A 24,712-nucleotide genomic window follows, 5' to 3' on the forward strand; every position below is an offset into this window, starting at 1 on the left:
GAGCCGTCAGGGGGCCGGGCGTCAGACGGCGGCGGAGAGTGCGGCGGTGGTGGCGAGGAGCCAGGAGCCAGGAGTCGGGAGTCGGGCAGTCCGACGGCCACGGCAAAGGGCGCCCCGCCGTTCCCCCCGACATGCTCACGACCGTCGCCCAGGTCAGGGCTCGCCGCGGCGTGAAGTGAGCGGGGGCTGATATCGCCCGGGCCCGCCGCTCGTGATGCCGTTCTCTTCGACGTATCGCGCGAACTCGGCCACGATTCTGCGCGAGGCCTCCTCCATGGCTGCACGAGTCATGCCCGCCGAGTGCGGGGAGAGCGTGCAGTGGGGGTTGTCCCTGAGGGGGGAGGCGAATCCGACGCCCTCCGCCTCGAAGACGTCGACCGCCGCGTGCCATGGGCCCGATCCCGGATCCCGAAGGGCTCGGTCGAGGTCCGCCTCGCGGACCACGCTCGCCCGGGCGGTGTTGACCAGGACCGACCCCGGCCGCATGAGCCGGAGTTCCTCGGCCCCGATGAGGCCGTTCGACTCCGCCGTGGCCGGCACGTGCACGGAGACGACGTCACAGCCTTCCAGCAGCTCCCTCAACGACGCGACCCGGCGACCGGGCCATCCGGCCGCGCGCTCCGGTGTGAAGCGCGGTGATCCGAATACCCACACCTCGGCGCCGAAGGCACGCACCAGGTCGGCGACCCTGCGCGCCGTGGCACCGGAACCCACCAGCCCGACGCGGGCACCGGCCAGGCTGCCCGTGGGCAGGTTCGCGGTCGCCGCGGCCCAGGAGCCCTGCCGCAGGGCCCGTGCCCGCTGCGACAAACCACGCAGGGCGTCGAGCATGAGGGCCAGGGTCAGTTCGGCGACGGCCCCGGCGTTGGCTCCGGGGGTGGTGCGGAGGGTGACGCCGAGACGTTGTGCGACCGCCGTGTCGAACGAGTCGGAGCCCGCCGCGGCGCGGCCGACGAGTACCAGACGGTGCTGGAGGGAGTCCGAGGTGGCGCGTTCGAGCACGGCCTCGGTGAGGGGGATGCCGGCCCGGCACTTCAGGGCCTCGTGGCCGAGGCCTCCGTCCTCCAGCTGCCGGGCCAGCTCTTCTTCCGCGAACCCGTCGAAGTCCACGGTCCGCCACTGCTGCGCGATGCGTGACCGCAGGTCGGGATCGGCCACCCGCCGGATGTTGACCGTCGGTTCGAAGCCGAGACGGCTGAGGTCCGCCAGCTCGGCCAGCGCCGTCGTACCCGGCGCGCAGTCCACGACCAGGACCCGGCCGCGGGCGGTGCCCTCCTGTGCCGGACCCGGCAATATCCTCGACATGGTTCCACTGCCTTTCAGTTGCCCTGCGGATCATGTGTAGCACTGCCGTTCCCACAGAGGAGAAGGCGCCGGCCGTCGATGTGGCGAGGGGCAGGACGGCCAGTGGTTCGGCTGCGGCCGGAACTCCGGGGTGGACTGCGGCGACCCGCATCCCGGAACAAGGGCCTGACGAAGCAGTACCGGAGTGCCGCGCACCGGGGCACGCCCGGGCCGGATCCATCGGTTGCGGGGCGGCTCCCTCTGCCAACGGCCGGATCGGGAATTGTCACCGTCTTGTCTCAGCGGCCGTACGGCAGAACTCGGCCGGGAGGAGCCCCGTGTCCCCAGTGACCCAGTCCCGGAACCGCCGGGGCGACCGAACCGACCTTCCTGCTGATCCCCCTTCCGACTTCCGTCCGGCGCCCGGCAGTTCAGGGGGCCGCGGTCCCCACCCCGAGGAACGTCACCATGAACGTGCACTCCGGCCGCCCCTGGGGCGCCGTACGCCCGGGCGTCCTGGCCGTCTTGCTCATCGTCCTCGCCGTCCTCGGTGTCACGACCGCCTGCTCCGGGCCGGTCGACACGCTCAGGCGAGCCGTACCGGACTTCTCCAACCCCGTCATCCCCGGCCTCTGGACTCCGCAGCGCATGGCCGAAGCCGACAGGTACGACACGCCCGTGGCGGACGGGCTCGGTGCCGATCTGGGGGAGACCGACCCCGTACCGGCCCCCGTCCCGGCCGCCGCCGAACGTACCCCGTACCGCGCGAGCGCCCCCGCGCTCGGGAAGGTCTTCTTCGACGGGCCCGACGGGCCGAGCGTCTGCTCCGGCACTGCCGTCGAGGACCCGGCCCGGCCGGGCCGCTCCAGCCTGGTGTGGACGGCGGGCCACTGTGTACACGGCGGCGCGGGCGGCACCTGGCACCGCAACATCGTCTTCGTCCCCTCCTACAACGACCGGGGTCTCACGGGCGCGTCCCGCCGCGCGGCCGGGGCGGCCGAGGTCGCCCCGCTGGGCACGTGGTGGGCGGACCGGGCCGGGACCTCCGAGCAATGGCTCGCGGAGGGTGCCGCAACCGGCGGCGCCGGGGCGTCCGGTGACTTCGCGGTGCTGCGCGTGGCCCGGCAGGGCACCCGCACATCGCTCCAGGAGGCGACCGGGGCAGCCGTACCGGTCTGGTTCGACGCGCCGCCCACGGCGGCGATGCCGGCGATGAAGGCCTGGGGCTACCCGGCCGCCACCCCCTTCGACGGGCAGCGGATGTTCGCCTGCCAGGACCGCCCGGGACGGCTGTCCCTGCGCCCCGACCGGCCGTCGCTGTACCGCATCGGGTGCACGATGACCGGCGGCTCCTCCGGCGGCGGCTGGTTCGTGCGGCGTCCCGACGGCACCCTGGCCCTCGTCAGCAACACGTCCATCGGCCCGGCCTCGTCCACTTGGCTCGCCGGACCACGACTGGGCGGAACGGCCCGGACCGTGTACGCCTCGGTCGCGAAAAGCAGCCCGGCCTGAAAGCTGTTGCAGGGTGAGCGAGAGGCTGTGCAGGGTCCATGCCGGGCACCGGCAACGCCTCCTGTCCGCCCCGGCCTCGGCTGGGTGCCTTCGCTCCAGCCTTGCATCCCCGGCGGGCGCCCCCACCGCTCCGCGCGGCCGATCGGATGGGCCGCCCGCCGCGCCCCTCGCCGCGGGTACGAACCCGCTACTTTTCCACGAGCGGCTCCAGCACCACTGAACCGGGCAGCGCCGCGGCCATGTCGTAGGCGTAGACCCCCGGCCGCACCCAGATGAACCAGTTCCCGGCGGCGACGATGGTCTGACGGTAGGCCCGACGCCCTGTCGCAATCGAATTTCCGACCTCGTCCCGGTTGAACCGGGCCGTGCTCAACACCTGGAACTCGTTGTAGACGGTCGTACCCCGGTGCTGCACCTCGCACGTGGCGTTCGAGCCGAACGTGTACTCGTTCCTCAGAGTCTCCTTGCAGCCGAAGCCGCCCTTCGCCAGGGCGGCGATCACGTCGTCGACCGTCGAGTATTCGGCCCCGGCCGGCACCTCGCTCGGCATCGGCGTCAACGGCTTGGGGCCCCGGTCGCCTCCGACCAGACCGCAGCCGGTCAGCGTCAGCAGCAGCCCCAGCAGCAGCGGCATGGACTTCCGTGTGCGCATGCGTCAGTTGCTCCTCGGCGGCCTGGGTGCCGGCCCGGGGCTCGGGGAGGGCGTGCCGGGCTCCGCGGGACCGGTTCCCGTCCCGGTGTCCGGACCGCCGCGCTCATGGTAGATCGGGTCGACGGAGACGTGGTGGCCCGCCGGGGCGGTTGGTCAGGAGACGAGAGGGGCGGCATCCTCTTCGGTCAGCTTGATCGTGCACAGGCCGCCGCGCTCGGCCTTCACGTCCGTCACCTTGAGCTGGGTGCCCGGCGCGAGGATGAATTCCTCCTCGCCGGTGAAGGCGGAGAAGCTCCGGATCCCCACCGCCCGGGCGGGCGTCACCTCGAAGAGCGTCCGCTTGCCGCGGCTGCCCAGGAAGGACCGGGCCACGCTCAGCTCGGAGGTGCACGAGGACACGCCCCACCAGGTCACCGTCCCCCCGACCGGATACTGCGCCCGCAGGTCCAGCGAGACCCCGCGCCAGAGCGGCCGGGTGTGGGCGGGCAGCCCCGACACCGCCGCGAACAGCAGCCGCAGGTACGGGAGATAGGGAACGACCTTGGTCCGGTCCGGGGAGCGGAGGACGGCGTTGATCTCACGGTAGAACGCGGACTCGCAGGTGTAGAGGTAGAGCGCGGCGATGGCGTCGGCGGACATGCGGCCGGCCGTCTCGTCCGCCCGGCGCTTGCCGAACTCGCGGGACCGGTCGATCTGCCGGCCGAGCCCGAACAGCACCTCGGCGACAGGGGCGACGGCGTCCTGAAAGTCCATCAGCGGGGTGTCGAACACACCAGTGATCGCCGGGAGGACGAGCCCCTCGTCCTTTACACCGGTGAGCCGGTCGAGGTACAGCTGGTGCAGTTCCATGGTCGACGCGATGAAGGCCCCCATGCGTGCCGCGACGTCCCCGCCCGCACCGCCGGCCCCCGCCGCACCCTCGTTCCACCCCTTGCTGGGCAGCCAGTCGATCTCCTCGGCGCTCAGCGACGCGAGGGCCGCGTTCACCGTGGCGAAGTGGTCGCCCTCGCAGAAGATGTCACCCTGGGCAGCGGGGTTGGGGTGATCGATGTGCCGGACCTCGACGTCCGGGTACTTCTTCTGGAGCCGCAGGACGATCTTCTTCAGGCTGCGGGCGTGGGCACCCCACCAGGCGAACACGACGCCGCGGTCCTCCTCGTCGGCGTCCTGCTTGGCCTTGAGGATCTCCTCGACGATCCGTTCGGCAACGGGCCGCCAGAACGTGGTGTGCTGGTCGGCCCCCATCGCCCCGTCGCCGCTGGCCGTGAGCGAGGCGTTCAGCAGCAGCACGCCCTGCGTGAGCATCGCCTGGAACCACTCCGGCGGCTGGACCGTGTCCCGCTCCTTCAACAGGGCGCGGACGTCGGCGATGGGTGTCTTCTTGGCGATGCCGTACTTCCACATGGCGGCCGCCTTGATGATGCAGCGAATGCTGACGACCCTGCCGAACTGGCTGTCCTTCCAGTCGTTGAAGGTGTTGTCGAACATGGCTATCCCGGTGGCGCTCTCCGGCCGCGGGTACGGGTTCTGGCCGAAGACGACGACCTTCCACTTGTGCGGCGGGTTCGGCTTGAGCGCCTGGAAGGTCAGCTCACGGACCGGGACGACCTCCGGGCTGCGGCCCTGGCCGATGAACCGGGCGGCATCCGGCTGTGCTTCGATGACCGGCTTCAGGAGCGGAAGCCAGGGTTCACCGCCACCCTTGAAGAGTTCGGTGAGGCCCAGCGGGTCGTTCGCATCGGGCTGGGCCGGAGTGGTGGTGGCGTCGGGCATGGGGGAAGGGCTCCCTGTTGTCGTACCTGAGGGATGGTGGTGAACGGCAGGCTGACCGGCGGTGTGCACGGGATCAGCTGCGAAAGGAATGCCCTTTCGGTGGCACGATGCGCACCCGCTCCGTGGCCGGCGCGTTCTCGATGCCGTCGAGCTGCGCGGTGATCGTGGCGCGCAGCTGGTCGTCGTCCTCGAACCAGTGGTCGTGGAAGAGCGTGAAACCGGTCCACATCAGGTTGGCGCACACCCGGGCCGGCACCCGGCCGGTCTGCGCGCCCATCCCGACCAGAGCCACCGAGCGAATGCTGCCCGGCACCTGACGGTTCTGCCGGTGGACGGCCTGGAACGCTGCGGCGCACGCCAGAGCCACGTTCAGCGTGTCCTTCACGTTCTGCGAGGACTGCACCATCGTCGGCGTCGATATCAGGTACCGCGGGACGGTCGCACCCGACGGGACGCAGACGGCACTGCCCACCGGGAGGGTCCCGGCGAACCGGTCGCGGATCGCCCGCTGCACGCGCAGCTGGATGCCGGCTCCAAGGTGCCGCTTGATGACGGCGTCGACCCCGCCGTCCATCCGGCCCCGCGAGTTGGTCGGGGTGACCCACGCATCGACGTCCTCGTCGAGGATCGAACCCCTGCGGACCTCGATCCCGGGAGTGTCCGCGAACGCCGCCCGCCACGCCTCCACCACACGCTCGTTGACGTCGGTCAGCACCACCCTGAGCGCGGGCTGCACATGGTTCTCGGTCATCGTCCACTCCTGTCGGGAAACGGCCCTTCCAACACCCCCGACGCTATCCGCCACCACTGACAACGCCCCGGCAGGAAGAGGACGATGACGTCGGCCCGAGAGGCTTGGTGCCCACCCTCTTGTCAAACCCGCTGCAGTCAAGGAGCTTTGGGGATCGTTCAGTCCGGTGGCGAGCCTGGAGTGGGGAGGCGAGGCACCGGCGGCGTGTGTGCTCCGACGCGAAAGAGGACGCTGGATGGCAGAGACTGTCAAGTTACGGAGGGCTCGCCGAGCTCTGACATGGAGCGCTGTACTGATCATTTTCACATCCGGTGTTGCGGCAACACCGTTCGCCCTGAACGTACTTGCACCCAAGTCCCTGGACTGGGAGCGGCTGAGCGACGTCAGTCAGTCCTACGGTGCCGTGTCCCTGGTGATCTCCGCTGCGGCTCTCCTCGGGGTCGTCACGTCCATCGCTTTCCAGGCGAAGCAGGCTCGACTTGACGGGGAGCAGACTTTTCGCTCCGCGCATCGAGAGTTGACGATGCTGGCTTTGAGTGATTCGGCGTTGCTGCGTTGTTGGGAGCCGCCGAGGATTCCGATGACCGAGGCGAGGTGGAAGCAACTCATGGTCACGAATTTGATCGTCAGCATGTGGGCCAGCGACCATCACCTGGGGCGCCTCAACGACAGCGCGTTACGGGTGGTGCTGAGCGCTCACTTCCGCGGGGAAGTGGCACGGGCGCATTGGGAGAACAGTGCTCCCATGTGGCGTGACCACATGGCTGCACTGGAGGACCCGCCTCGCCTCAGGTTCGTGGAGATCATGGATGAGGCGTATCAGCACGCCAGGGAGGCAGGCCCTCCGGTATTGGACGGAGAGTTCTTCGTTGGAGGTGGCTGAGGCACGTGTCGCATGGCGCGCGTCGATATCCCTCGAAACCCTCAACACGAGTGAGTGGGTTTGAGGAACAACAACGGCGTTCCGGCAAGTAGCACCGCGACGCCGATGATCGACCCCCATCCGGCATGGAAGAGGCTGGACCAGAGCACCCACAGGCAGCTGAGGGCAAAGATCGCCGGCGTCGCCGGATAGAGCGGCACGCGATAGTGCGACTCGCCGCCGGATTCGCGCCGGCGGAAGATGTAGATCGAGAGGGAGACCAGCAGCATGAAGAACCAGAACACCGGTGACGTGTAGGCGACCATCGCCTGGAACCCGACACGTGTGGCGGCTCCGAACACGATGAGTGCGGCTGACACCGCGCCCTGCAGCACGAGCGCGTTGGCGGGAGTTGAACCGTTCTCCTTCCACGTGCCGATCGAGCGGAGCGCGGCCACATCCCGCCCGAGCGCGTAGTACGAGCGCGACCCGGTGATGATCAAACCGTTGAGTGTGGTCAGAGTTGAGAGCACGACTACCACGCTCGTGATCGTCGCACCGGTGTCACCGGCGACGACGCGCATCATGTCGGCGCCGACGGCGTTGCTGTCACGGATGCCGTCGAGCCCCAGCACATGGAGATAGGCGAAATTGATCGCGACGGATACTCCGATGACGATCAGAACGCCAACGACCAAGGCCCGGGCCATGTTACGCCTGGCATCCTCGAGCTCACCCGAGAGATATGCGGCTTCGTTCCAGCCGCCGTAGGTCAGGAGAATGAACATCATCGCGAGACCGATGCTGCCCAGGGACGAGTCGTGCGGGGTTGCCCCACGAGGTGTCGGCACCGTCACGACGAACGCGGAAATGATGATGCCGAGCATGGAGAGCACGGTGTGAACCGCCCCGGCGTGTCCGGGGACTCAGTTTGTTGGATGAGCGGCCCGGACGGGGTCGCGGTGGTGATGGTAGTGGGCTTGTTCGGCCTCGGCGGGGGTGAGGTCGTCGCAGGCGCCGTGCAGACGCCGGTTGTTGTACCAGTCGACCCAGGTCAGGGCGGCGATCTCGACGTCGGTCAGGGACTGCCACGGCCCGCCGGGTTTGATGACCTCGGTCTTGAACAGGCCGATCGTGCTCTCGGCGAGGGCGTTGTCCAGCGCGTCGCCGACCGTGCCGACGGACGGTGCGATCCCGGCCTCCTGAAGATGGTCGGTGTAGCGAATGGCAAGGTATTGAGATCCGGCGTCGCTGTGGTGGATCAGGCCGGTGAGGTCGGTGGCGCCGGCGCGGAAGCGGGCGGCGACGGCCATCTCCAGGGCGTCCAGGACCAGGCCGGTGCGCATGTGGCCGGCCGCGGACCAGCCGATGATCCGGCGGGCGTAGACGTCGATGACGAACGCGACGTAGGCGGTGCCGGACAGGGTGGCCACGTAGGTGAAGTCGGTGACCCACAGCCGGTTCGGCGAGGGCCGGTCGAACCGGCGTTTCACCAGGTCGGTGGGGCGGGCGGCGGTCGGATCGGGCACCGTGGTGCGGTACTTCCTGCCCCGGACCGCACCTCGCAGGCCCAGCTCGCGCATCAGGCGCTCGACGGTGCAGCGGGCCACCGGTATGCCCTCCCGGTTGAGCTGCAGCCACACCTTCCGCGCTCCGTAGACCCGGAAGTTCTTGTCGAACACGCGGATGATCTCCCGTTTCAGCATCTCGTCCCGCGAGGACGCTCCCTCAGAGCCGGAGCCGGAGGGACGCTGCTTTCGGGCTGTGGCGTCGTAGTAGGTGGACGCCGCGATCGGTGCCCCGTGCTCACTCAGCACGCGGCAGATCGGCTCGACTCCCCACCGCACCCCCGTCTCGCTGGTGGTGTCCTTGTGGGCGCTGATGAAGTTCACGAGGACCTGCGTGGCCGGTCGAGCTCGGCCGCGAAGAAAATCGAGGCCGCCCGCAGGATTTCGTTGGCCCGCTTCAGTTCCCGCACCTCGGCCCGCAGCCGGCGCATCTCGGCCGACTCCGCGGTGCTGGTCCCCGCCCTGGCGCCGGCATCGACCTCGGCCTGGCGGACCCATTTGCGCAGCGTCTCCGCGCTGCCGATGCCGAGCTTGCCTGCGACCGAGCAGATCGCCGCCCACTCGGTCGGATGCTCCGGCCGGACCTCGGCCACCAGCCGCACCGCACGCTCGCGTAACTCGGCCGGGTAATTCCTCGAAGGACGTGACATGGACTCCATCTCCTCACGAAGTGGAGTCTCCGAACACGCCGGGGCGGTTCAGTGATGACCTCAACGACCTTCTGGGTCAGCTTTCCTGGCGTGGTTCCCACATGGTTGATGAGGGTGAAAAGGGTGATGGAAAAAAGGGCGTAGACGCCCGGGCCGTACGTTCCGAGCGGCCATAGCACATTCGCGTAGTCGCCCATCACGAACGCTGCGGCGGCGATGGCGCCGGGCTGGATCACCGTGCACCGCGCCCAGGCGAACAGAAGTGCCACTCTCGGCCCGTAAGCTTCACGCAGAAACGCGTATTCGCCACCCGCGTTGGGGCGCGCGCTGCCCAGCTCGGCATAACAAACCGAGCCGACCACAGTGATCAGTCCGCCGAGCATCCAAAGCAACACGAACACCGTCTCGTCGCTCGAGTATTTCGCGACCAGCGATGGCGTCTTGAAGATCCCGATACCGAGGACGATACCGACCACCATGATTGCGACGTCGGTGGGAGTCAGGCCGGCCCGCGGGGCCGCGCTGACGGTTCCGGACATCGGATCACCTCGGGACATCGGATACGGGTGCCGAGGAGGCGGCCACCGCGGGTCGGCGCAGGAGCTCGGCGGCCACCGTCGCGGCGACCTCATCGTGACTGGTCGACGGCTACGGGGAGCATGCGTCGACTCCCCGCCACCGTTCGCAAGCGAGATCATTTTGCTCGTCCCGTGTGCGCTGCGAAAAGGGCCGGCCGGGGGTATCCCATTAGCTCGTACGGCCCTCGTCCGTGGGCGCGGATCGGGACTCATCGGGGCAAGGTGAACCTCCAGCAGCCCGGGGGAGGACATACTGAGTGGGACGACAGCTTCGAACAACTCGCCCTAGCACCAAGTGGCGGCATGCGAGAACTCACTTTCACGGCATCGAGGAGACTCACGGCCGGGGGCTTCCTCTGGGCGTCATTGATCCAGATTTTCGTGGTGAACAATCTGGTCGTCCTTCCTCATGCCTCGAGTCGGAACCTGGAAGAGCACATCATCTCGGCGCTCGGAGTCACGCGATGCGGTCTCATCGGGGGGTTCCGCTTCTGTTCGCCCTGGCACGAGGCCGCGGACATCGCCTGGGTCGTCGGAGGGGTGTGCCTCACCTCGGCCGCGGTGCTCAACATGGTGATCTTTCCAGCAGACCGTCTCAGGAACCTCACGTTCGGCGTATTGGCCGTCAGCGGACTGGGACTCGTGTCCACCGGCTTCAACCCCTACAACCTCCGTCCGACCGTGCATCTCCTGTCCGCCGGAACGTGCTTCTCCTGCGGGGCTGTGGGCGTACTGCTCCTGGGAGGCATGCTCCGGCAGGCGCGTCGGCCGTACTGGGGCGCAGCCGGCATCGCTTGCGGCGTGACGTCCGTCGTCTCGGCCACGCTTACGGCGCTGAGACCGGACCCCGGGGTTCAAGGGCTGTTCGAGCGGATCGCCGCCTGGCCCAGCGTTGTGTGGATCATCTGGACGGGGGCGTTCATCCTCGTCTTTGCGCGGCGAGCAGCCCATGGCAGCGACCTTGACCCGAAAGCCCGCGGCATCCGGGACCGTCAGTGACGAGTTCGTTCGTGCATGGTCTCCTCCGCCTCCATGACCTCGCCCGTCACGCGCGTCCCAGGGTGCAACAGTGTGCACAGGTACGCCACGCCCAGCGCGATGGACATGCCGTAGAAGACCCACTGGTTGGCCTCGGCGAAGTCCATGTGGACGGCCTGGAAGGCGTTCCGCATCAGCGCGGAGGTCGGCCCGCCGTCGGTGGGACTGCGGTCGTCCGGGTGACCGGTGACGGCTTCCGCGATGTTGCGGGCAGCACCCTGGACTTCCGGCTCCGGCATGCCCTTCGCGGTGAGTGTTTCCGCGATCTTGCTGGTCATGACATGGGTGAGGAGCGTGCCGAACACCGCCATGCCCAGAGCCCCCGCGTAGTTGCGGACGGTCTGGGTGACACCGGTGACCTCGCCGTACGAGGCGCCGATCGCCCGGTTCACGGCGTCGGTGGAGGCCGGGGAGAGCACGAGGCCCATACCGGCTCCGGCGAGGCAGGCGTAGGGCCACTGGTCGTGGGCCGACAGGTCCGTCAGTTTCGCCGCCCACAGGGCGAATCCCGCACAAGCGAGCGCCGTGCCGAGCTTCATCGTGGGCCGGGCACCGTGCTTGTCGAGGATCCTGCCGCCCCACTGGGCCGAGAGGCCGAAGCCGGCGAAGAAGTACAGCACGTAGAGCGCGGCCTGGTGGGGCGACGAGCTGAGCGAGATCTGCGCGTACACCGAGGCGAAGAACAACACGGGGACGAACGCCAGCATCGAGAAGAAGAGCACCAGGGTGTCGGCGGCGAATGCGCGGTCGCGGAAGACGCGCAGTTTGATGAGCGGTTCGTCGGTGCGCATTTCGTACCAGCAGAAGATCGCGAGGACGACGAGCCCGCCGATGATGCACGCCCAGGTGGGGAGGCCGGTCCAGCCCCAGGCGGATGACTGCTGGATCCCGAGGACGCTCAGCCCCATGCCGGTGGCGATGAGCACGGCGCCCGGCACGTCGAGACGTTCGCGCCGCCGGGCGTCGGGGATCCGGGCGAGGGCGGCCAGGACGAGGGCGACGACGGCCACGGGGACGTTGACCCAGAAGATGGCCCGCCAGGTCCACGCGGTCAGCCAACCGCCGAGCAGCGGTCCGAGAGCGGTGAGCGCGCCGGCGAGGACGAAGAACAGGGCCAGCGCCCGGCCCCGTTTGTCGACGGGGACGACGGAAACGACGACGGCGAGTGCGGCGGGGAACACCAGCGCCGCGCCCAGCCCCTGGGCGGCCCGGAAGATGATGAGCCAGCTCTCGGCGAAGTCTCCGGGCGGCACCGAGCCGCAGAGCACGGATGAGACGACGAAGACGATCGTGCCCACCACCACCATCCGGCGGTGCCCGAAGACATCGGCGAGCCGCCCGCCGAGCGCGAAGCACGCGGCGAGCGCGAGCAGGTACGCGTTGACCACCCGCTGCATTCCGGAGGACGACAGGCCGAGTTCCTCGACGATGCTGGGGGCGGCGATGCTGACGATCGTCTGGTCCACGAAGATCATCGCGACGGCGAAGACCATGGCCGCGAGGGCGAGCGTCTGGTTCGCAGCGATGCCTTGCCGGCCGGACAGCCACGGCGTGGTTCCGCGTTGCCCACCGTTTCCGCGCGGAGCACCGTGGGAGGAGCCCCGGGCGGTGCTCCCTCTGCCCTTCACAATCCTCATCCTCCCTGCCGGAGAGCCGGTCCGCACGCCGGTAGGGGCGCCGTGAGGCGCTCGTACGGCGCTCGTACGCAGTGGTGCAGTGCGGTGTCGCGCTCCGCCCCGACGGGCGGGTTCTCATCCGTCGGTGGGCTGTCGTCCCGGTTCCTTGCGCGGCAGCATGACGGCCGCGAGGATCAGCGCGGCGGCCAGGACACAGCTCGCGACCACGAATCCCGATGGGGCGGCCGCAGCGGTGACGATTCCCCTCTCGTCGGCCGTCTCGTCGTTCGCCGCCAGTACGACGGCCCCCGCCGCCGCCAGCCCGACCGCCCCGCCCAACTGCCGCAGCGTCTGCCGGAGAACGGACGCATCGGCTCTCTTGCCCACGGGAACCGCACGCATGAGTTCGGCGCTGAGGGCGGGGATCGGCATCCCCATTCCGATCCCCGCGAGGACCATCCCGGGGACCTGCCAGAGGTACTCGCGCGAGGGCAGGGACAGCGTCCAGACCGCCGCGCCGAGGGTAGCCGTTGTCAGGCCGAGCAGTACGGGCACCCGGATCGACCGGGAGCGGTCCAGGAGGTACCCGGACATCAACGTACCCGCCGCCAGGGCTGTGACCAGGGGAATCAGGGAGATTCCGGTGGCCAGGAGCGACAGGTCCATGGCCTGCCGCAGGAACAGCGTGCCGTGCACCAGCACGATCAGCTGCGGAGCCTGCACCATGAACGTGAGCGCCACCGCGACGGCGTACGGGCGGATGGCCAGCAGCCGCAGATCGACGAGGGGCTGCCCGGACCGCAGGACGATTCGCACTGCCTGGACCAGCGCCAGCGCGCCCGTCGCCAGTGCGGCGAACACTCTGACGTCGGTGAAGCCCCAGACACCGCACAGGTAGAGCCCGAAGACGAGCACGACGAGGGAAAAGATCACAAAGAGTGGCTGGAGCGCGGTGAGTGTGCCACCCTCCGCCCCCTTGCGCAGCCGTGCCCCGGCGATCACCCACAGGATCGCCACGCCGACGGGCACGTTGACGAGGAAGACCCAACGCCACCCGAGGAACTGGGTGAGGACCGCCCCCACCACGGGTCCGAGGACGAAGAAGACCTGCGCCAGACCCGCGTACACCGCCAGCGCCCTGCCGCGTTCGTGCTCCTCGTACAGGTCGGTGATCACCGTGGTGGCCACCGGGATCATCAGTGCGGCACCCGCGCCCTGCACGGCCCTCGCGGTGAGCAGGAAGGGCTCGGCGGCGTCACCGTCCGGCGTGAGTCCGCAGACGGCGGAGGAGAGGATGAAGAGCGCGGTCCCGAACCGGAAGGTGCGCAGAAGGCCGAACCTGCGGGCCGCCATGCCGCCGACCGGCGCGAAGGCCGACAGCGACAGGACGTAGACGAGCACCACACCGTGCATCACGAACGTGGTCAGGCCAAGACTTCGTGCCATCGGGTCGAGGGCGACCGCGACGACGGTCTGGTCCAGCAAGACCATTCCCCCGGCGCAACCCATCGCGGCGACGACGAAGTGCCTGCGGGGTGCAGGAGAGCCTGCAGGAGAAGGCCGATGCGGAGGCGACACCCATGGCCAACGAGTGGAGCGCCCGAACGAAATGGCCGGCCCGGTTCTGTCACGCTGTGTGCGTGCAGGATCCGGAATCCACGGCCCGGGCTGCATGCCGACTCCGTTTCGCCGACACAGACAAGGTGACCATGTTCGATCCGGTGCAGGAGAATCCGTACCCCGACACCCACACCCTCGGCGAAGGCCCCGAGCCGCACCCGCTGTTGACGCCCGTACTGGGGCTGGTGGGGTGCTGGCACGGCCGGGGCCAGGGCCAGTACCCCACGCTGGAACGGGATTTCCGCTACGAGCAGGAGGTCGTCTTCAGCCACGACGGGCGCCCTTTCCTGCATTACGAGGCGCGCGCCTGGCTGGTCGACGAGTCCGGGGCTCCCATCCGGCCTGCCGGTCGGGAGGCCGGATGGTGGAGGGTGACGCCTGACGCGGGCCTGGAGGTCGTCCTCGCCCACCCCACCGGGATCGTCGAGACGTATGTGGGCACGGTGTCCGGTACGGAGATCGAGATCGGGACGAAGGACGTGGCGCTGACCCCGCTGGCCAAGGAGGTCACCGGTACGCGCCGCCGCTACAGCATCGACGGAGACCTGCTGACGGTGGTGCACGACATGGCGGCGGTGGGGCAGCCGCTCCAGCACCACCTGACCACGCGTCTGCGGCGGCGCCCCTCCTGACGGCCCGGCCGAGGCCGGAACCGGCGCCGCGCCGGCGGGGCAGCGCCGGGGCGGAAGCGGGACGGGGGCCGGTGCCGGGCGGTCAGGCGGAGGAGCCGCTGTCGACGACCAGGTCGTGGCCGACCACGGAACCCGCCGCGGACGAGGCGAGGTAGAGGACCGAGGCCGCGACCTCCTCGGCCTCCGCCACGCGGCCGAGCGGGTTCTCGTTCTTGACCCGCTCTGCGCGGTCGGCCTCCGTCTCGCCCGGCCGCAGGGACATGGGGGCGGCGGAAGTTCCAGGGCTGACCGCGTTGATGCGCACGCCGTCGCGGATGTGATCCAGGGCGGCTGCGCGGGTCAGCGCGGAGACGGCGGCCTTGGAGGTGATGTACGCGGCGGCGTTCGGGATGCGGGCGTGGGCGCCCAGGTTCGAGGAGATGTTGACGATGGTGCCGCCGCCGTTCTCCCGCATGTGGGCGATCTCGTGCTTCATGGCCAGCCAGACACCGGTGACATTGGTCCGCAGTACCGCGTCCCAGTCCTCCTCGGCGATGTCGCCGGCGGGCACCGTGCCGCGGAGTATCCCGGCGTTGTTGACGGCGATGTCCAGCGTGCCGAACCGTGCGACGGTCTCCCGGACGAGAGCGGCCAGTTGGGCGGAGTCGGTGACGTCGGCGGTGACCGCCTCGGCCGTGCCGCCGGCCGCCCGGACGAGGCGCACGGTCTCGTCGAGGGAGGCCGCGGTCCGGCCCGCGGCGACCACACGGGCGCCCTCGGCGGCGAAGGCGAGGGCGATCGCCCGGCCGAGGCCGGATCCGGCGCCGGTGACCAGGACGGACGCGTCGGTGAAACGGTTCATAGCGGTGGCTCCTTGTACGGGTGTAAGTGGGGGAGGGCTGTGGAGGAGAGCTGCCGTCACGCCCGGGCGCGGGGGCGTACGCAGTGCAGGAGGGCCACGGCGGCGAACGCGGAGGCCGTCGCGGCGAGCGAGGCGGCATCGTCGCCGAGGGTGAGCAAGAGGGCGAACAGTACGGTCGGGCCGAACTCCATCGCGGTGTTCAGCACGCCGCCGGCCAGGCCGGCGTCCCGCGCGGGCACCCCCTCGGTGGCCAGGACGGCTGCTCCGGCGAAGGAGGCGGCGCCGCCCGCCGCGAGGAGGACGAGGCCGGGCAGCAGGCCGAGCGAGTACGGGGTGCCGGCGTCGAGGCCGGTGAGGGAGAGCAGCCCGAGCCCGGCCGCGCCGGTGGCCAGTCCCCCCGCGGTGACGGCGCGGGCACCGTGACGGGCTGTCAGGGGCCTGACCGCGCGGCCGGAGGCGATCAGGGTGACGGCGAAGGGGACGAAGGCGGCGGAGGTGCGCAGCGGTGACCAGTCACGGTCTTGCTGGAAGTGGAGGGAGAGCAGGACGAAGGTGCTCGCCGTCCCGCAGGCGGTGATCGCGACGGCCGCGAGGGATGCTGCCCGGCGCCGGTCCAGGAGGAAGCGGGGCGGCAGGAGCGGGTCGCGGGAGAGGCGCTCGGCAACGGAGAACGCGGCGAGCAGGGCGGCTCCGGCGGACAGCGGCGCGAGGACCGCCGCCGAGGTCCAGGGGTGGGCGTCGGTGGCCACGAGGCCGTAACTGACCAGGCTGATCCCGGTGGTGGCGAGCAGGGCTCCCGGAAGGTCCAGGCTCCTGCCCCGGCCCTGCACGGTGCCCGGCAGCAGCCGCGGCGCGAGGAACAGGGCGGCCAGGGCCACCACCGCGGGGACGACGAGGGCCCAACGCCAGGACAGCAGGGCGGAGATGACACCGGAGAGCAGGTTGCCCGCGGTCGCGCCGAGGACCGAGAGCCCGCCCCAGGTGGCCATGGCCCGGCCGTATGCGGCTGGGGACGGGAACAGGGCGCGTAGGACCGCCATGGCGGCGGGGGCGACGAGGGCCGCCCCGGCGCCCTGCGCGAAGCGGGCGGCCAGCAGGGCCTGGCCGTTGGGGGCGAGGGGGGCCACGAGGGAGGCCGCGGCGAACAGCGCGAGGCCCGCGGTGAGGGCGCGCCGCCCGCCGTACCGGTCGGCGAGGCGTCCGCCCAGGAGCAGCAGCCCGGCGAAGGTCAGTCCGTAGGCGGCGCTCAGCAGGATCAGGTCGGCGCGCTGGAGGGCGAAGTCGCGGGCGATGCGGGGGAGCGGGACGGTGGTGGCGGCGAGGGTGTAGATGAGTGCGATCTGGATGCTGCCGAGCAGCGCGAAGGCGGCGCGGCTGCCTGCGGCTCCGGCGGAAGCGGGTGTGGCGGCGGGCGTGGTGGTCGTGGTGGTCGTGGTGCCGGGTGTGGTGGTCCTGGTGGTGCTGGTGGAGGTCGTGCTCCTCCCCATGTCCTTCCCCCTCCCTTGATATTTGACCGATCGTTCTATTATTTGGGCGTGCGGAAGGGAGCCGGGCGGCTCCTCCGCGGGCGTCGCGGTCAGTTCGGATCGGTTCGGGTCAGTCCAGCAGGGACAGTGCCTGCTCGGCCGCGTCCCGTACGCGGGCGGGGTCGGCCGAGGCCTTCCCGACGACCCGCACCCCCTGCAGCAGGACCAGCAGCATCCGCGCCAGGGCGCGCGGGTCGCGCTCCGGAGGCAGTTCGCCCTGCGCCTGCGCCCGGACGAGCGCCGCGAGCAGCAGCGTTTCCAGCCGGTCCCAGCTCGACTCGACCCGGCGGGCCGCCACGGAGTCGTGAGCGCCCAGCTCGGCGGCCGTGTTGGTGACGAAGCAGCCGTTCAGCCGCTCCTGCGGCGAGGCGGCCTCCGCGGCGAAGCGGCGCACCACGGTCCGTACGGCCGGCAGGGCCGGCCCCGGCCCGGACAGGTCGGCGAAGAGCCGCGGGTCGACGGACTCCGCGTACCGGTCCAGTGCCTTGAGGTAGAGCTCGTGCTTGCTGCCGAACGTCGCGTAGATGCTCGCCCGGCCGATGCCGAGGTGCTCGACGAGATCCGCCACCGACGTCGCTTCGTATCCACGCCGCCAGAACAGCTCGAGGGCCGACTGGAGCGCGGCGTCCGGATCGAATTCCTTGGTCCTGGCCACGAACAAGATCATAGAGCTATCTGGAACGAGCGGTCAATATTTCTCGTTCCGTTAGGGCCTGATCGCAGGGCGGGTCTCCGCCCGGGGCCGGTCGGGACAGCTGGTCGCAGGAGTGTCGTGGGTGAGCGCGCAGATCATCTGCTCGCCGCGTCCGTTGTCGGGGTAGGTCGCGATGAGCTCTGCCGTGAAGTCCTTCCACTGGCGGGCGATGTCCTGGGCGGCAAGCTCGGTGGCCCGCTGAAAGTTGCCGTTCTTCGAACGTTCAGCGGCTTCGGTGTCCTTGTTGAGGGCGCGGTTGTGCTCGATGCGTCCGGCGCAGTCCGTGGGCTTGATACCGGTCGACTCGAAGTCCGGGTAGCAGCCGGTGGCCAGGTCCTCGGGAATCAGGCCGGCGGCTTCCTTGGTCCACTCGGCGTCGTTCATGGAGCTGTAGCGGCGGATGTCGAGGAACGGTGCGATGCCGGTGCGGTTCAGCCCGGGTGGGTTGGCCGTGCCGATGGGGCCGGCGTCGACCTTGTCTGACCAGTTGCTGTGTGAGTAGAAGTCCTCGATCGGGTGCCAGCCGCGGCCGAGCTGTTCCAGGACGGTGCACTTGGCGCGTTCCGCCCTCCCGTTCCACGTGCAGGGGGAACCCAGGTCGCTCTGGCGTGCGATGACCTTGCCCTGGGAGTCGACCAGCCCGTCGGCGTAGCGGACGGCAGCCCGCAGACGGGCGACGGAGCCACGGATGCAGGCGAGCAGTTCCGTGTTCGCCTCGTCGCGGGTTCGGGGGTACGCGGACGTGAATCGCGAGCCGAGGTAGTCGGCGTTGTCACAGTGCAGGGTGCCGAGCTTGAAGTAGTCGCCCTGGTCGTCGGCCACGATCGCCCCGTCGCGCGAGTCGGCCATCGCCGTCAACGACCTGGGCTCCCACTTCAGGGCGCCGCGAGTGATCTTCTCGTGGTTGTCGCCGGAGAACGCCTGCGCCGGACCGGGTGGCAGCAGGGTCAGACATGCTCCGCAGGCGAGCGAGACGAGCGCAGTGGCGGGCAGTCGGCGGACGTACAGGGAGGCGCGCACCACGAGACCTCCAGAAACCTCGCAATGTTGCATAGATAGTACCAATGGGTGCCGAGGGTGGCCCTGCGCGATCAGTAGTGCCGGAAGGCGGCCGCCGCCGGGGAGTGATGCGGCGAACCAATGAGGCTCGTATGCTCGAAGTGATCGAAATGACGACTTGGAGACCCTCGGGGTCCTCGGGGCCCTGGCGGCCCTGACAGCCGTCGGGCCGGCCAGGGGGCGGGCTGTGGACCGCGTGCTCGGCGCAATCGTGGCTTCCTGCAGGCGCTCACCCGGGAAGGGGATCAATCATGTGTCGGTGGCTCGCGTATTCGGGAACCCCGCTCGTCCTTGAAACGATTCTGTACAAGCCCGCACACTCCCTGATCGATCAGGGTCTCCACTCCCGTCTCGGCGTCGAGACGACCAATGGTGACGGATTCGGCATCGGCTGGTACGCGGAGAGCTCGAGCAACCCCATCCCGGCGGTGGTACGGGACATCGGCCCGGTGTGGAGCAACCGCAACCTGCGTGAGATCGCGCAGCACGTCAGATCCCCGCTGCTCTTCGCCCACATACGCGCCTCGACGGGCACGGCGGTGCAGCAGACGAACTGTCACCCCTTCCGCCACGGCCGCTGGCTGTGGATGCACAACGGCTCCATCGCCGAATTCCACACGCTGCGAAGGGAGCTCTGCCTGGCCGTGGACCCCGAGCTGTATGCCGACCTCGAGGGCTCCACGGACTCGGAGGTGATGTTCTTCCTCGCACTGACCCTCGGCCTGGACGCCGACCCCCCGGGCGCGGTGGCCCGGATGGCGGGCCTGGTGGAGCGCGTTGGCCACGCGCACGGCGTCGCTGCGCCCCTGCAGATGACCGTCGCCGTGACCGACGGTTCGGCGGTCTGGGCCTTCCGTTACGCCAGCGAGGGCAACGCCCGGTCGCTCTTCTACAGCACCAAGGTCGAATCGCTGCGCGCGCTGCACCCCGACATGCCCATCCTGCGCGACTTGTCGGATGAGACCCGCCTCATCGTGTCCGAGCCGCTCGGTGACCTGCCAGGGGCTTGGAACGAGGTACCGGAACACAGCTACGGCATGGTACGGGCAGGAGCGGACGAACTCCGCCCGTTCGCCCCCATTCCGACGTGAAGCTCCGCTCGCTACAGCGATCCCTTCAGATACACGCGTGTATACGTGACACGTGATGCCGACGCAGAGAAGGCGATCGAGCGCGTCTCGCTGGTCACCGACACCTCGAGGTGGTCCGGCACGCCGCCGGTGATCCGCACCGCGCGCTCGGCTTCCGCCAGGATGCCCGACACCCGCAGGTCGGTCACCCCGGTGAACTCGACCCAGAAGCGCAGGGTGTTGTACGCCGACGCCGTCCACTCCGGCTTCGGGTGCTCCGGCAGCTGCGACGTCTCGAAGCCGAAGGTCACGGAGGTGCCGCGCTCGTCGATGTGGACGTGGAAGAAGTGGCAGGTGTCCAGGTCGGGCACCGGCGCTGCGCCGTACAGGTCGCGCAGTTCCGGCCAGTCGTTGGAAGCAGTCATCTCACACACGCTCGTAGAAGGTGTTCGCATAGGCCGGAGGAAGCGCCGGATAGAGGCGGGTTTCGAGCGGACGGCTGAAGGAGCGCGGGCCGCTGTCCCCGCCGTCCGCTTCCTGCGTGAAGACGCTGATCTTCCCTGCCAGGACGGACGCATTCGCCGTGAACGACACGGCGACGCCGGGCGCCACCAGCTGCACCGCCAGCCTGTGTTCCGGCAGAGCACGGAGAACGACATCCGCCGTGACCGGCGGCTGCCACCCCTCCATGAGGAAATCCTGCACCATGACGAACTGGATCTGGCACTGCATGGTGTCGCCCGGTGCGCCGTCCCAGCGGTCGGGGAACCGCGGGAGGTCGAGGCGCAGGGTGACGGTCGGGTCCCAGCCGTCCAGGTGCACCGACCGCAGCCGGACACCGGTCAGGTCGGGAACCTCATCGAAATACGGAGTGAAGTCCGCATTCACTACAAAATCAGTCCAGGTCATAGTAGTAATGCTCCTCTGCCCCTGGTATCTGGCCGTTCCGGGGGTCGTCACCGGGCCGGACATGGACATGGGACGGTTGATATCCAGGCTCGCCCGGCTTCTGGTGACCGAACCAGTGGTCCTGGTAGACGACGATGTCACCGTTGGGTAGCTCCTCCTTGGTCTTGCCCACCTTCGGCGGGCAATCGTCCGGAGCCAGCCCCAGTGCGTCCGTCCACAACAGCGGGTTCGTGACGTACGTCGACGCGTTCGGGGCCGACCCGAGGCCCAGCGGGTCGACGGAGAGGTAGCGCGCGGTCTCCGGGTCGTAGTACCGGAAGCAGTTGTAGTGCAAGCCCGATTCCGGGTCGAAGTACTGCCCGGGGAAGCGGAGCGGGGTGTAGGCGTGGGCGTCCGTGTTCCACGTGGTCGTGCCCCAGACGGTGCTGCGCGTGCGCCACGCAATCCCGCCCGCCTCGTCGACGAGTTCCTGAGGGGTGCCGATCAGGTCCGTGACGATCGCGAAGAACCGGCTGTCGATTTCCCGCCCGTCCGCAGAGACCAGCCGTTCGGTCTGGGCCAGCGGCTCGAGGCCCTGGTGGTCCCAGGTGAGAGTGACCGAGTGCGGCTGTTCCGGGCCGGTCGTCGTCTGCTCGCGCAGGGTCGTGCCGTCCCATGCGAACGTGACCTCCTCGGCCACCGTGACCCCGTCCGCCGCCATCCGCCGTTTGGCGCTGCGCCGGCCCGTCGGGTCGTAGGTGTAGCGCCACAGCGTCCCGTCCGGGGTGGTCACCGCCGTGAGCCGGTCATCGGCATCCCAGGCGTAGCGCCAGGTGTCGGGCTTGCGGGAGAGCCGGGTGCACTGGCGGAGGGTGATCCGGCCCAGGGCGTCGTACTCGTACCGGACGCGGCCCGCGCCGGTGAGCCGGGTGCCCTCGTACGTGCGCGGTCCGGTCACGTCGGCACCGCCCGGATGGGCGGCCGGCCAACCGGCCTCCGTCTGGTTGCCCGCGGCGTCGTACACATAACGCTCGGTCCAGCTGTCGGCGCTCACCGCGGTGACCCGGCCTGCAGGGTCCAGCTCGTACGTCCGGGCACCGGCCAGCTCGTCGTCCACGCCCAGCAGGTAGCCGTCCGCCCGATAGGCGTACCCCCGGCGCTGCAGGAGCCGGCCGTCGGCGCCGGTGACGCGCTGCTCCACCAGCCGCCCGAGGCCGTCGCGTACGAGGTCGAGGACGAACGTGTCACCGATGCGGCGGCCCGTCTCGCGGCCCAGCGCATCCCGTTCGAAGGCCAGCCGTCGGCCCGAGGTGGTCAGGTCGGTCCGGTGGCCGGCTGCGTCGTACGTCCACTCGGCGGTGGCGCCGGACGGGGTGGTCCGGGAGACGACGCGGCTGAACTCGTCGTACGTACGGGTCAGGGTCCGCCCGTCGACCGACTCCTCCCGGATCCGGCCGAACCGGTCACGGAGGTACGTCACGGTGCCCTCGGGCCCGGTGATCGATGCGATCCGGTCCGAGTAGTCGTACTCGTAGCGGGTGACCGCGCCGTCCGTCTCCTTCAGGGTCCGGTTGTCGAGGACGTCGTATTCCAGGCGGACGGCCTGGCCCGCCGCGTTGACGCGGTTGACCAGCCGGCCGGCGGCGTCGTGGGTGTAGCGCAGGGTGCGGCCGTCGAAGTCGGTCTCCGACTCCGGCATGCCGGCCGCGTCGTACGTGTACCGCCAGCTCATCCCCTGCGGGTTGACGACCTCGGCGATCCGCAGCGAGGCGTCGTACGCGAACGTGTAGCGCGCACCGTCGGGACCGGTGCGAGCCGTGACCAGGTCGAAGTCGCCGTACTCGTACGTGGTGGTCCCGCCGAGCGCGTCGGTGTGGCGGACACAGTTGCCCTCGCCGTCGTACACCCACGCCTGGGCCGTTCCGTCGGCTCGACCTGCCGCGCCGGCTGGCCCTCCGGCGTCCACTCCAGCCCGGTGGTCTTCCCGAGCGCATCCGTGATCCGCACCGCCCGTCCGAACGCGTCCCGTTCGTAGCGCGTGACCGCCCCGACCGGGTCGGTGATCTCCACCGGCAGGCCCGCCGCGTCGCAGCGGATGTGCGTGGTGCCGCCGAGCGCATCGGTGACGGGCGTGACGCCGCCCGAGGCGTCGTACGTGTGGCGGGTCGTGGCTCCGACCGGGTTGGTGCGGGAGAGCCGATTGCCCCGCTCGTCGTACGTGAACCGCCAGGTGGTGCGGTCGGCCCTGGTCTGCATGACGGGCCGACCGGCCTCGTCGTATTCGGTGGTGAGCTCCCGGCCGTCCGGACGGACGACGGAGACCAGCCGCCCTGCGCATCGCGGTTGAAGACGGTGGCTCGGCCCAGCGGGTCGGTGCGGGAGGACAGCCGGCCCCGGGCATCGTAGGCGGAGCGGGTCATCGAGTTGCCGTTGCGGTCCTCGATGCAGTCGATGACCGCCAGTCCGTATCCGTGATCGTCATTGCCGCTGCCCGGCTCCGGCTGAGTGAGCGCCGGTCCGGGGAGGGTGGTCGCGAGCATGGGGACGGCAGTGCCGGAGCCGCGATCACCTCGCAGCTCCGGCAGCCGGGTTGGGGTCAGCCCGTGGTGTCGTTCAGGTCGGCGTCGGGGACCCAGGAGCCGTGGATCCCGGCGGTCACCCGGTGGGGCAGGTGGACCGTGGCGACCCGGTCGAGGCCGGAGGCGTCGAGAACCAGCAACTGCGAGGCGTCCTGCTTGAGGTCGGAGACGACGGTCAGCAGATAGCCGTCGTCCTCGCACGTGGCACGGGCAGCGGGGACGAATACGGCTTCGCTGGGCATGCGGGCGTCGCCCACCTGGTGGATGCGGCGGGCGCCGGTGGTGCGGTCGTACTTGACGACGCCGTAGCCGCCGAAGCCCTTCTCGTCGGGGAAGCAGATGGCGTACTGGTAGCGGTTCTCGGCGCCCAGGTAACCCTCGTTGAGGGTCGGGAACTCCACCGGCAGGTCGTCGATGATCTGCTCGCCGACGGTGCCGTCGGTCATGTCGATCACCCAGCGGCGGGTGTAGGAGCGGGAGCCGGGCTCGCTGCCGCGGTCGGGCGCGCCGACCCACCAGTTCCACGAGAGCCGGAAGCCCTCGCGGTCCACGGTGGGGCCTTCCAGGACGATGCGACCCTGGCCGTCCTCGTAGGCGTTGGAGACGTGGAGCATGTTGCCGGGTTCGATGGAGAACCAGCGCACGTGCCGGGTGCCGTCGTTTCCGCGCGGCATGACACCGATGCGGGCGGGCTGCCGGTCGCTCCAGCTGTAGGGGATGCCGGAGTGTTCCGCGGGGTCGAAGGTGACGTTGCCCTCGACGAACACCACGTGGCGGCGGGTGACGGCGAAGTCGTGCTTGAGCGCGGCGGTCGCTCCGGGGACCTCGGCGCTGTGGATGATCTCACCCTTGGCATCGGAGACGTAGTACGTCAGGAAAGGCGGGAACGGTGAGGACCCGAAGAAGTGGAGCTCCCCGGTCACCGGGTCCTCCTTGGGGTGCGCGGTCATCGCGTTGCGCAGCTTGCCGCCGAAGTCGTAGGCACCGACCGTCTCCAGCTCCGGGGTGAGTTCGAAGGGCAGGTTCGCCTCGCACAGCGCCAGGAGCCGTCCGGCGTGTTCGATGATGTGGGTGCCCGCGGTGCTGGCGGTCAGGTCGGGTCCGTGCTCGGTCATGTAGGGAGCGCCGTCGAGTGCGGGGGTGTGCACCCAGCGGTTGCGGTACCACTCGGCGCGGCCGTCACGCAGCCGGATGCCGTGGACCATACCGCTGCCCTTGAACCAGTGGGCGGGGGTGACGCCGGGCTTGGGGTTGTGCCCGTTGCGGAGCAGCCGGCCGGTCAGCTCGGGGGGCAGGGTGCCCTCGACGGTGAGGCCGGTGGCGGTGACCTCCTCGACGAGAGGGGTGTAGTGGCCGGTCAGATAGGGCTTCGCAGTCGTCATGGCAGGAATCTCCTTCGCAGATGTGGTGTTTGGTCAGGAAGCGTGTTCGGCACGGGTCTTTGTCGAGGGAGTTCTGGAGGGCTTTGCCGAGGTCGTCGGCCGCGGCCTCGACCGGGGCGCCGCTCGGCTCAGCCGGC

Annotated in this window: 21 protein-coding genes and 1 pseudogene; 5 read left to right on the forward strand and 17 right to left on the reverse strand. The window is 69.8% G+C overall.

Features of this window, described 5'->3' with window-relative positions; translation table 11 throughout:
- Positions 1-153 precede the first annotated feature (153 nt).
- Positions 154-1,305 (reverse strand): NAD(P)-dependent oxidoreductase, encoded by a 1,152-nt coding sequence (locus tag OHT74_RS36435; RefSeq protein ID WP_328622610.1) that lies wholly within the window; start codon positions 1,303-1,305, stop codon positions 154-156.
- A gap of 447 nt (positions 1,306-1,752) precedes the next feature.
- On the opposite strand from OHT74_RS36435, the gene OHT74_RS36440 reads away from it, so the two are divergent.
- A complete protein-coding gene (locus tag OHT74_RS36440) occupies positions 1,753-2,796 on the forward strand; it encodes a trypsin-like serine peptidase (protein ID WP_266670822.1) in 1,044 nt (347 codons plus the stop codon).
- Between the two features lie 187 nt (positions 2,797-2,983).
- Here the strand turns inward: OHT74_RS36440 and OHT74_RS36445 are convergent, their stop codons facing one another.
- From OHT74_RS36445 to OHT74_RS36455, 3 genes are all read right to left on the reverse strand, one after another.
- Complete coding sequence (locus tag OHT74_RS36445) at positions 2,984-3,448, reverse strand: hypothetical protein (protein ID WP_328622611.1); 465 nt, start codon at positions 3,446-3,448, stop codon at positions 2,984-2,986.
- A 153-nt stretch (positions 3,449-3,601) separates the two neighbouring features.
- The gene (locus OHT74_RS36450; protein WP_328622612.1) at positions 3,602-5,221 is read right to left on the reverse strand and encodes an ADP-ribosyltransferase domain-containing protein; all 1,620 of its coding nucleotides are present in this window, start codon (positions 5,219-5,221) and stop codon (positions 3,602-3,604) included.
- 73 nt (positions 5,222-5,294) lie between these two features.
- The gene (locus OHT74_RS36455) at positions 5,295-5,972 is read right to left on the reverse strand and encodes a macro domain-containing protein (protein WP_328622613.1); all 678 of its coding nucleotides are present in this window, start codon (positions 5,970-5,972) and stop codon (positions 5,295-5,297) included.
- A gap of 235 nt (positions 5,973-6,207) precedes the next feature.
- On the opposite strand from OHT74_RS36455, the gene OHT74_RS36460 reads away from it, so the two are divergent.
- Entirely contained in the window at positions 6,208-6,855 is a 648-nt protein-coding gene (locus tag OHT74_RS36460; protein ID WP_328622614.1) for a DUF6082 family protein, read from the forward strand.
- Positions 6,856-6,896: 41 nt separating this feature from the next.
- Here OHT74_RS36460 and OHT74_RS36465 read toward each other — a convergent pair whose 3' ends face one another.
- From OHT74_RS36465 to OHT74_RS42240, 3 genes and pseudogenes are all read right to left on the reverse strand, one after another.
- Complete coding sequence (locus tag OHT74_RS36465) at positions 6,897-7,730, reverse strand: APC family permease (protein WP_328622615.1); 834 nt, start codon at positions 7,728-7,730, stop codon at positions 6,897-6,899.
- A gap of 30 nt (positions 7,731-7,760) precedes the next feature.
- Positions 7,761-9,052 (reverse strand): IS3 family transposase gene (locus tag OHT74_RS36470; protein ID WP_328620557.1). Its coding sequence is split into 2 segments (ribosomal slippage): positions 7,761-8,767 and positions 8,767-9,052, totalling 1,293 coding nucleotides; the frame shifts between segments, so codons are not numbered across the junction.
- An 83-nt stretch (positions 9,053-9,135) separates the two neighbouring features.
- Positions 9,136-9,882, reverse strand: a pseudogene (locus OHT74_RS42240) (APC family permease); the annotation flags it as partial.
- A 132-nt stretch (positions 9,883-10,014) separates the two neighbouring features.
- Here OHT74_RS42240 and OHT74_RS36475 point away from each other — a divergent pair.
- On the forward strand, positions 10,015-10,629 hold the full coding sequence (locus OHT74_RS36475) for a DUF998 domain-containing protein (protein WP_328622616.1): 615 nt from the start codon (positions 10,015-10,017) through the stop codon (positions 10,627-10,629).
- Here the strand turns inward: OHT74_RS36475 and OHT74_RS36480 are convergent.
- Complete coding sequence (locus OHT74_RS36480; RefSeq protein ID WP_443047631.1) at positions 10,623-12,305, reverse strand: MFS transporter; 1,683 nt, start codon at positions 12,303-12,305, stop codon at positions 10,623-10,625. The two genes, OHT74_RS36475 and OHT74_RS36480, sit on opposite strands and share 7 nt — an antisense overlap.
- A 114-nt stretch (positions 12,306-12,419) precedes the next feature.
- A complete protein-coding gene (locus tag OHT74_RS36485; RefSeq protein WP_328622617.1) occupies positions 12,420-13,958 on the reverse strand; it encodes an MFS transporter in 1,539 nt (512 codons plus the stop codon).
- Positions 13,959-13,993: 35 nt separating this feature from the next.
- On the opposite strand from OHT74_RS36485, the gene OHT74_RS36490 reads away from it, so the two are divergent.
- A complete protein-coding gene (locus tag OHT74_RS36490; RefSeq protein ID WP_328623466.1) occupies positions 13,994-14,536 on the forward strand; it encodes an FABP family protein in 543 nt (180 codons plus the stop codon).
- An 82-nt stretch (positions 14,537-14,618) separates the two neighbouring features.
- Here OHT74_RS36490 and OHT74_RS36495 read toward each other — a convergent pair whose 3' ends face one another.
- The 4 genes from OHT74_RS36495 to OHT74_RS36510 all read right to left on the reverse strand — a co-directional run bounded on the left by OHT74_RS36495 (position 14,619) and on the right by OHT74_RS36510 (position 18,620).
- Positions 14,619-15,377 (reverse strand): SDR family NAD(P)-dependent oxidoreductase, encoded by a 759-nt coding sequence (locus OHT74_RS36495; protein ID WP_328622618.1) that lies wholly within the window; start codon positions 15,375-15,377, stop codon positions 14,619-14,621.
- Between the two features lie 56 nt (positions 15,378-15,433).
- Positions 15,434-16,864: an MFS transporter gene (locus OHT74_RS36500; protein WP_328622619.1), complete on the reverse strand. Its 1,431-nt coding sequence runs from the start codon at positions 16,862-16,864 to the stop codon at positions 15,434-15,436.
- Positions 16,865-16,973: 109 nt separating this feature from the next.
- Positions 16,974-17,558 (reverse strand): TetR/AcrR family transcriptional regulator, encoded by a 585-nt coding sequence (locus OHT74_RS36505; RefSeq protein WP_328622620.1) that lies wholly within the window; start codon positions 17,556-17,558, stop codon positions 16,974-16,976.
- 51 nt (positions 17,559-17,609) lie between these two features.
- The gene (locus OHT74_RS36510) at positions 17,610-18,620 is read right to left on the reverse strand and encodes a hypothetical protein (protein WP_328622621.1); all 1,011 of its coding nucleotides are present in this window, start codon (positions 18,618-18,620) and stop codon (positions 17,610-17,612) included.
- Between the two features lie 287 nt (positions 18,621-18,907).
- Here OHT74_RS36510 and OHT74_RS36515 point away from each other — a divergent pair, with 287 nt between their 5' ends.
- Positions 18,908-19,747, forward strand: a complete 840-nt coding sequence (locus OHT74_RS36515) for a class II glutamine amidotransferase (RefSeq protein WP_328622622.1) — start codon at positions 18,908-18,910, stop codon at positions 19,745-19,747.
- An 11-nt stretch (positions 19,748-19,758) separates the two neighbouring features.
- Here OHT74_RS36515 and OHT74_RS36520 read toward each other — a convergent pair whose 3' ends face one another.
- From OHT74_RS36520 to OHT74_RS36545, 4 genes are all read right to left on the reverse strand, one after another.
- Positions 19,759-20,151, reverse strand: coding sequence for an Imm50 family immunity protein (locus tag OHT74_RS36520; protein ID WP_266670846.1), 393 nt, complete (start codon positions 20,149-20,151; stop codon positions 19,759-19,761).
- A 1-nt stretch (position 20,152) separates the two neighbouring features.
- Complete coding sequence (locus tag OHT74_RS36525) at positions 20,153-20,635, reverse strand: Imm50 family immunity protein (RefSeq protein ID WP_328622623.1); 483 nt, start codon at positions 20,633-20,635, stop codon at positions 20,153-20,155.
- The gene (locus OHT74_RS36530) at positions 20,622-22,520 is read right to left on the reverse strand and encodes an RHS repeat-associated core domain-containing protein (protein ID WP_328622624.1); all 1,899 of its coding nucleotides are present in this window, start codon (positions 22,518-22,520) and stop codon (positions 20,622-20,624) included. Before OHT74_RS36530 ends, OHT74_RS36525 begins: the two co-directional genes overlap by 14 nt.
- A 690-nt stretch (positions 22,521-23,210) precedes the next feature.
- The gene (locus OHT74_RS36545; RefSeq protein ID WP_328622625.1) at positions 23,211-24,575 is read right to left on the reverse strand and encodes a carotenoid oxygenase family protein; all 1,365 of its coding nucleotides are present in this window, start codon (positions 24,573-24,575) and stop codon (positions 23,211-23,213) included.
- Positions 24,576-24,712 lie beyond the last annotated feature (137 nt).

This window comes from Streptomyces sp. NBC_00354 (genome assembly GCF_036106915.1).
Lineage (GTDB): Bacteria > Actinomycetota > Actinomycetes > Streptomycetales > Streptomycetaceae > Streptomyces.

Bases quoted from the DNA above. Each gene is read 5' to 3' on its own strand.
- OHT74_RS36515 (WP_328622622.1), top strand. From the start codon at position 18,908: ATGTGTCGGTGGCTCGCGTATTCGGGAACCCCGCTCGTCCTTGAAACG.
- OHT74_RS36485 (WP_328622617.1), bottom strand. From the start codon at position 13,958: ATGCAGCCCGGGCCGTGGATTCCGGATCCTGCACGCACACAGCGTGAC.
- OHT74_RS36450 (WP_328622612.1), bottom strand. From the start codon at position 5,221: ATGCCCGACGCCACCACCACTCCGGCCCAGCCCGATGCGAACGACCCG.
- OHT74_RS36545 (WP_328622625.1), bottom strand. From the start codon at position 24,575: ATGACGACTGCGAAGCCCTATCTGACCGGCCACTACACCCCTCTCGTC.
- OHT74_RS36525 (WP_328622623.1), bottom strand. From the start codon at position 20,635: ATGACCTGGACTGATTTTGTAGTGAATGCGGACTTCACTCCGTATTTC.
- OHT74_RS36455 (WP_328622613.1), bottom strand. From the start codon at position 5,972: ATGACCGAGAACCATGTGCAGCCCGCGCTCAGGGTGGTGCTGACCGAC.
- OHT74_RS36500 (WP_328622619.1), bottom strand. From the start codon at position 16,864: ATGGGGAGGAGCACGACCTCCACCAGCACCACCAGGACCACCACACCC.
- OHT74_RS36460 (WP_328622614.1), top strand. From the start codon at position 6,208: ATGGCAGAGACTGTCAAGTTACGGAGGGCTCGCCGAGCTCTGACATGG.
- OHT74_RS36495 (WP_328622618.1), bottom strand. From the start codon at position 15,377: ATGAACCGTTTCACCGACGCGTCCGTCCTGGTCACCGGCGCCGGATCC.
- OHT74_RS36480 (WP_443047631.1), bottom strand. From the start codon at position 12,305: ATGAGGATTGTGAAGGGCAGAGGGAGCACCGCCCGGGGCTCCTCCCAC.
- OHT74_RS36445 (WP_328622611.1), bottom strand. From the start codon at position 3,448: ATGCGCACACGGAAGTCCATGCCGCTGCTGCTGGGGCTGCTGCTGACG.
- OHT74_RS36520 (WP_266670846.1), bottom strand. From the start codon at position 20,151: ATGACTGCTTCCAACGACTGGCCGGAACTGCGCGACCTGTACGGCGCA.
- OHT74_RS36435 (WP_328622610.1), bottom strand. From the start codon at position 1,305: ATGTCGAGGATATTGCCGGGTCCGGCACAGGAGGGCACCGCCCGCGGC.
- OHT74_RS36440 (WP_266670822.1), top strand. From the start codon at position 1,753: ATGAACGTGCACTCCGGCCGCCCCTGGGGCGCCGTACGCCCGGGCGTC.
- OHT74_RS36490 (WP_328623466.1), top strand. From the start codon at position 13,994: ATGTTCGATCCGGTGCAGGAGAATCCGTACCCCGACACCCACACCCTC.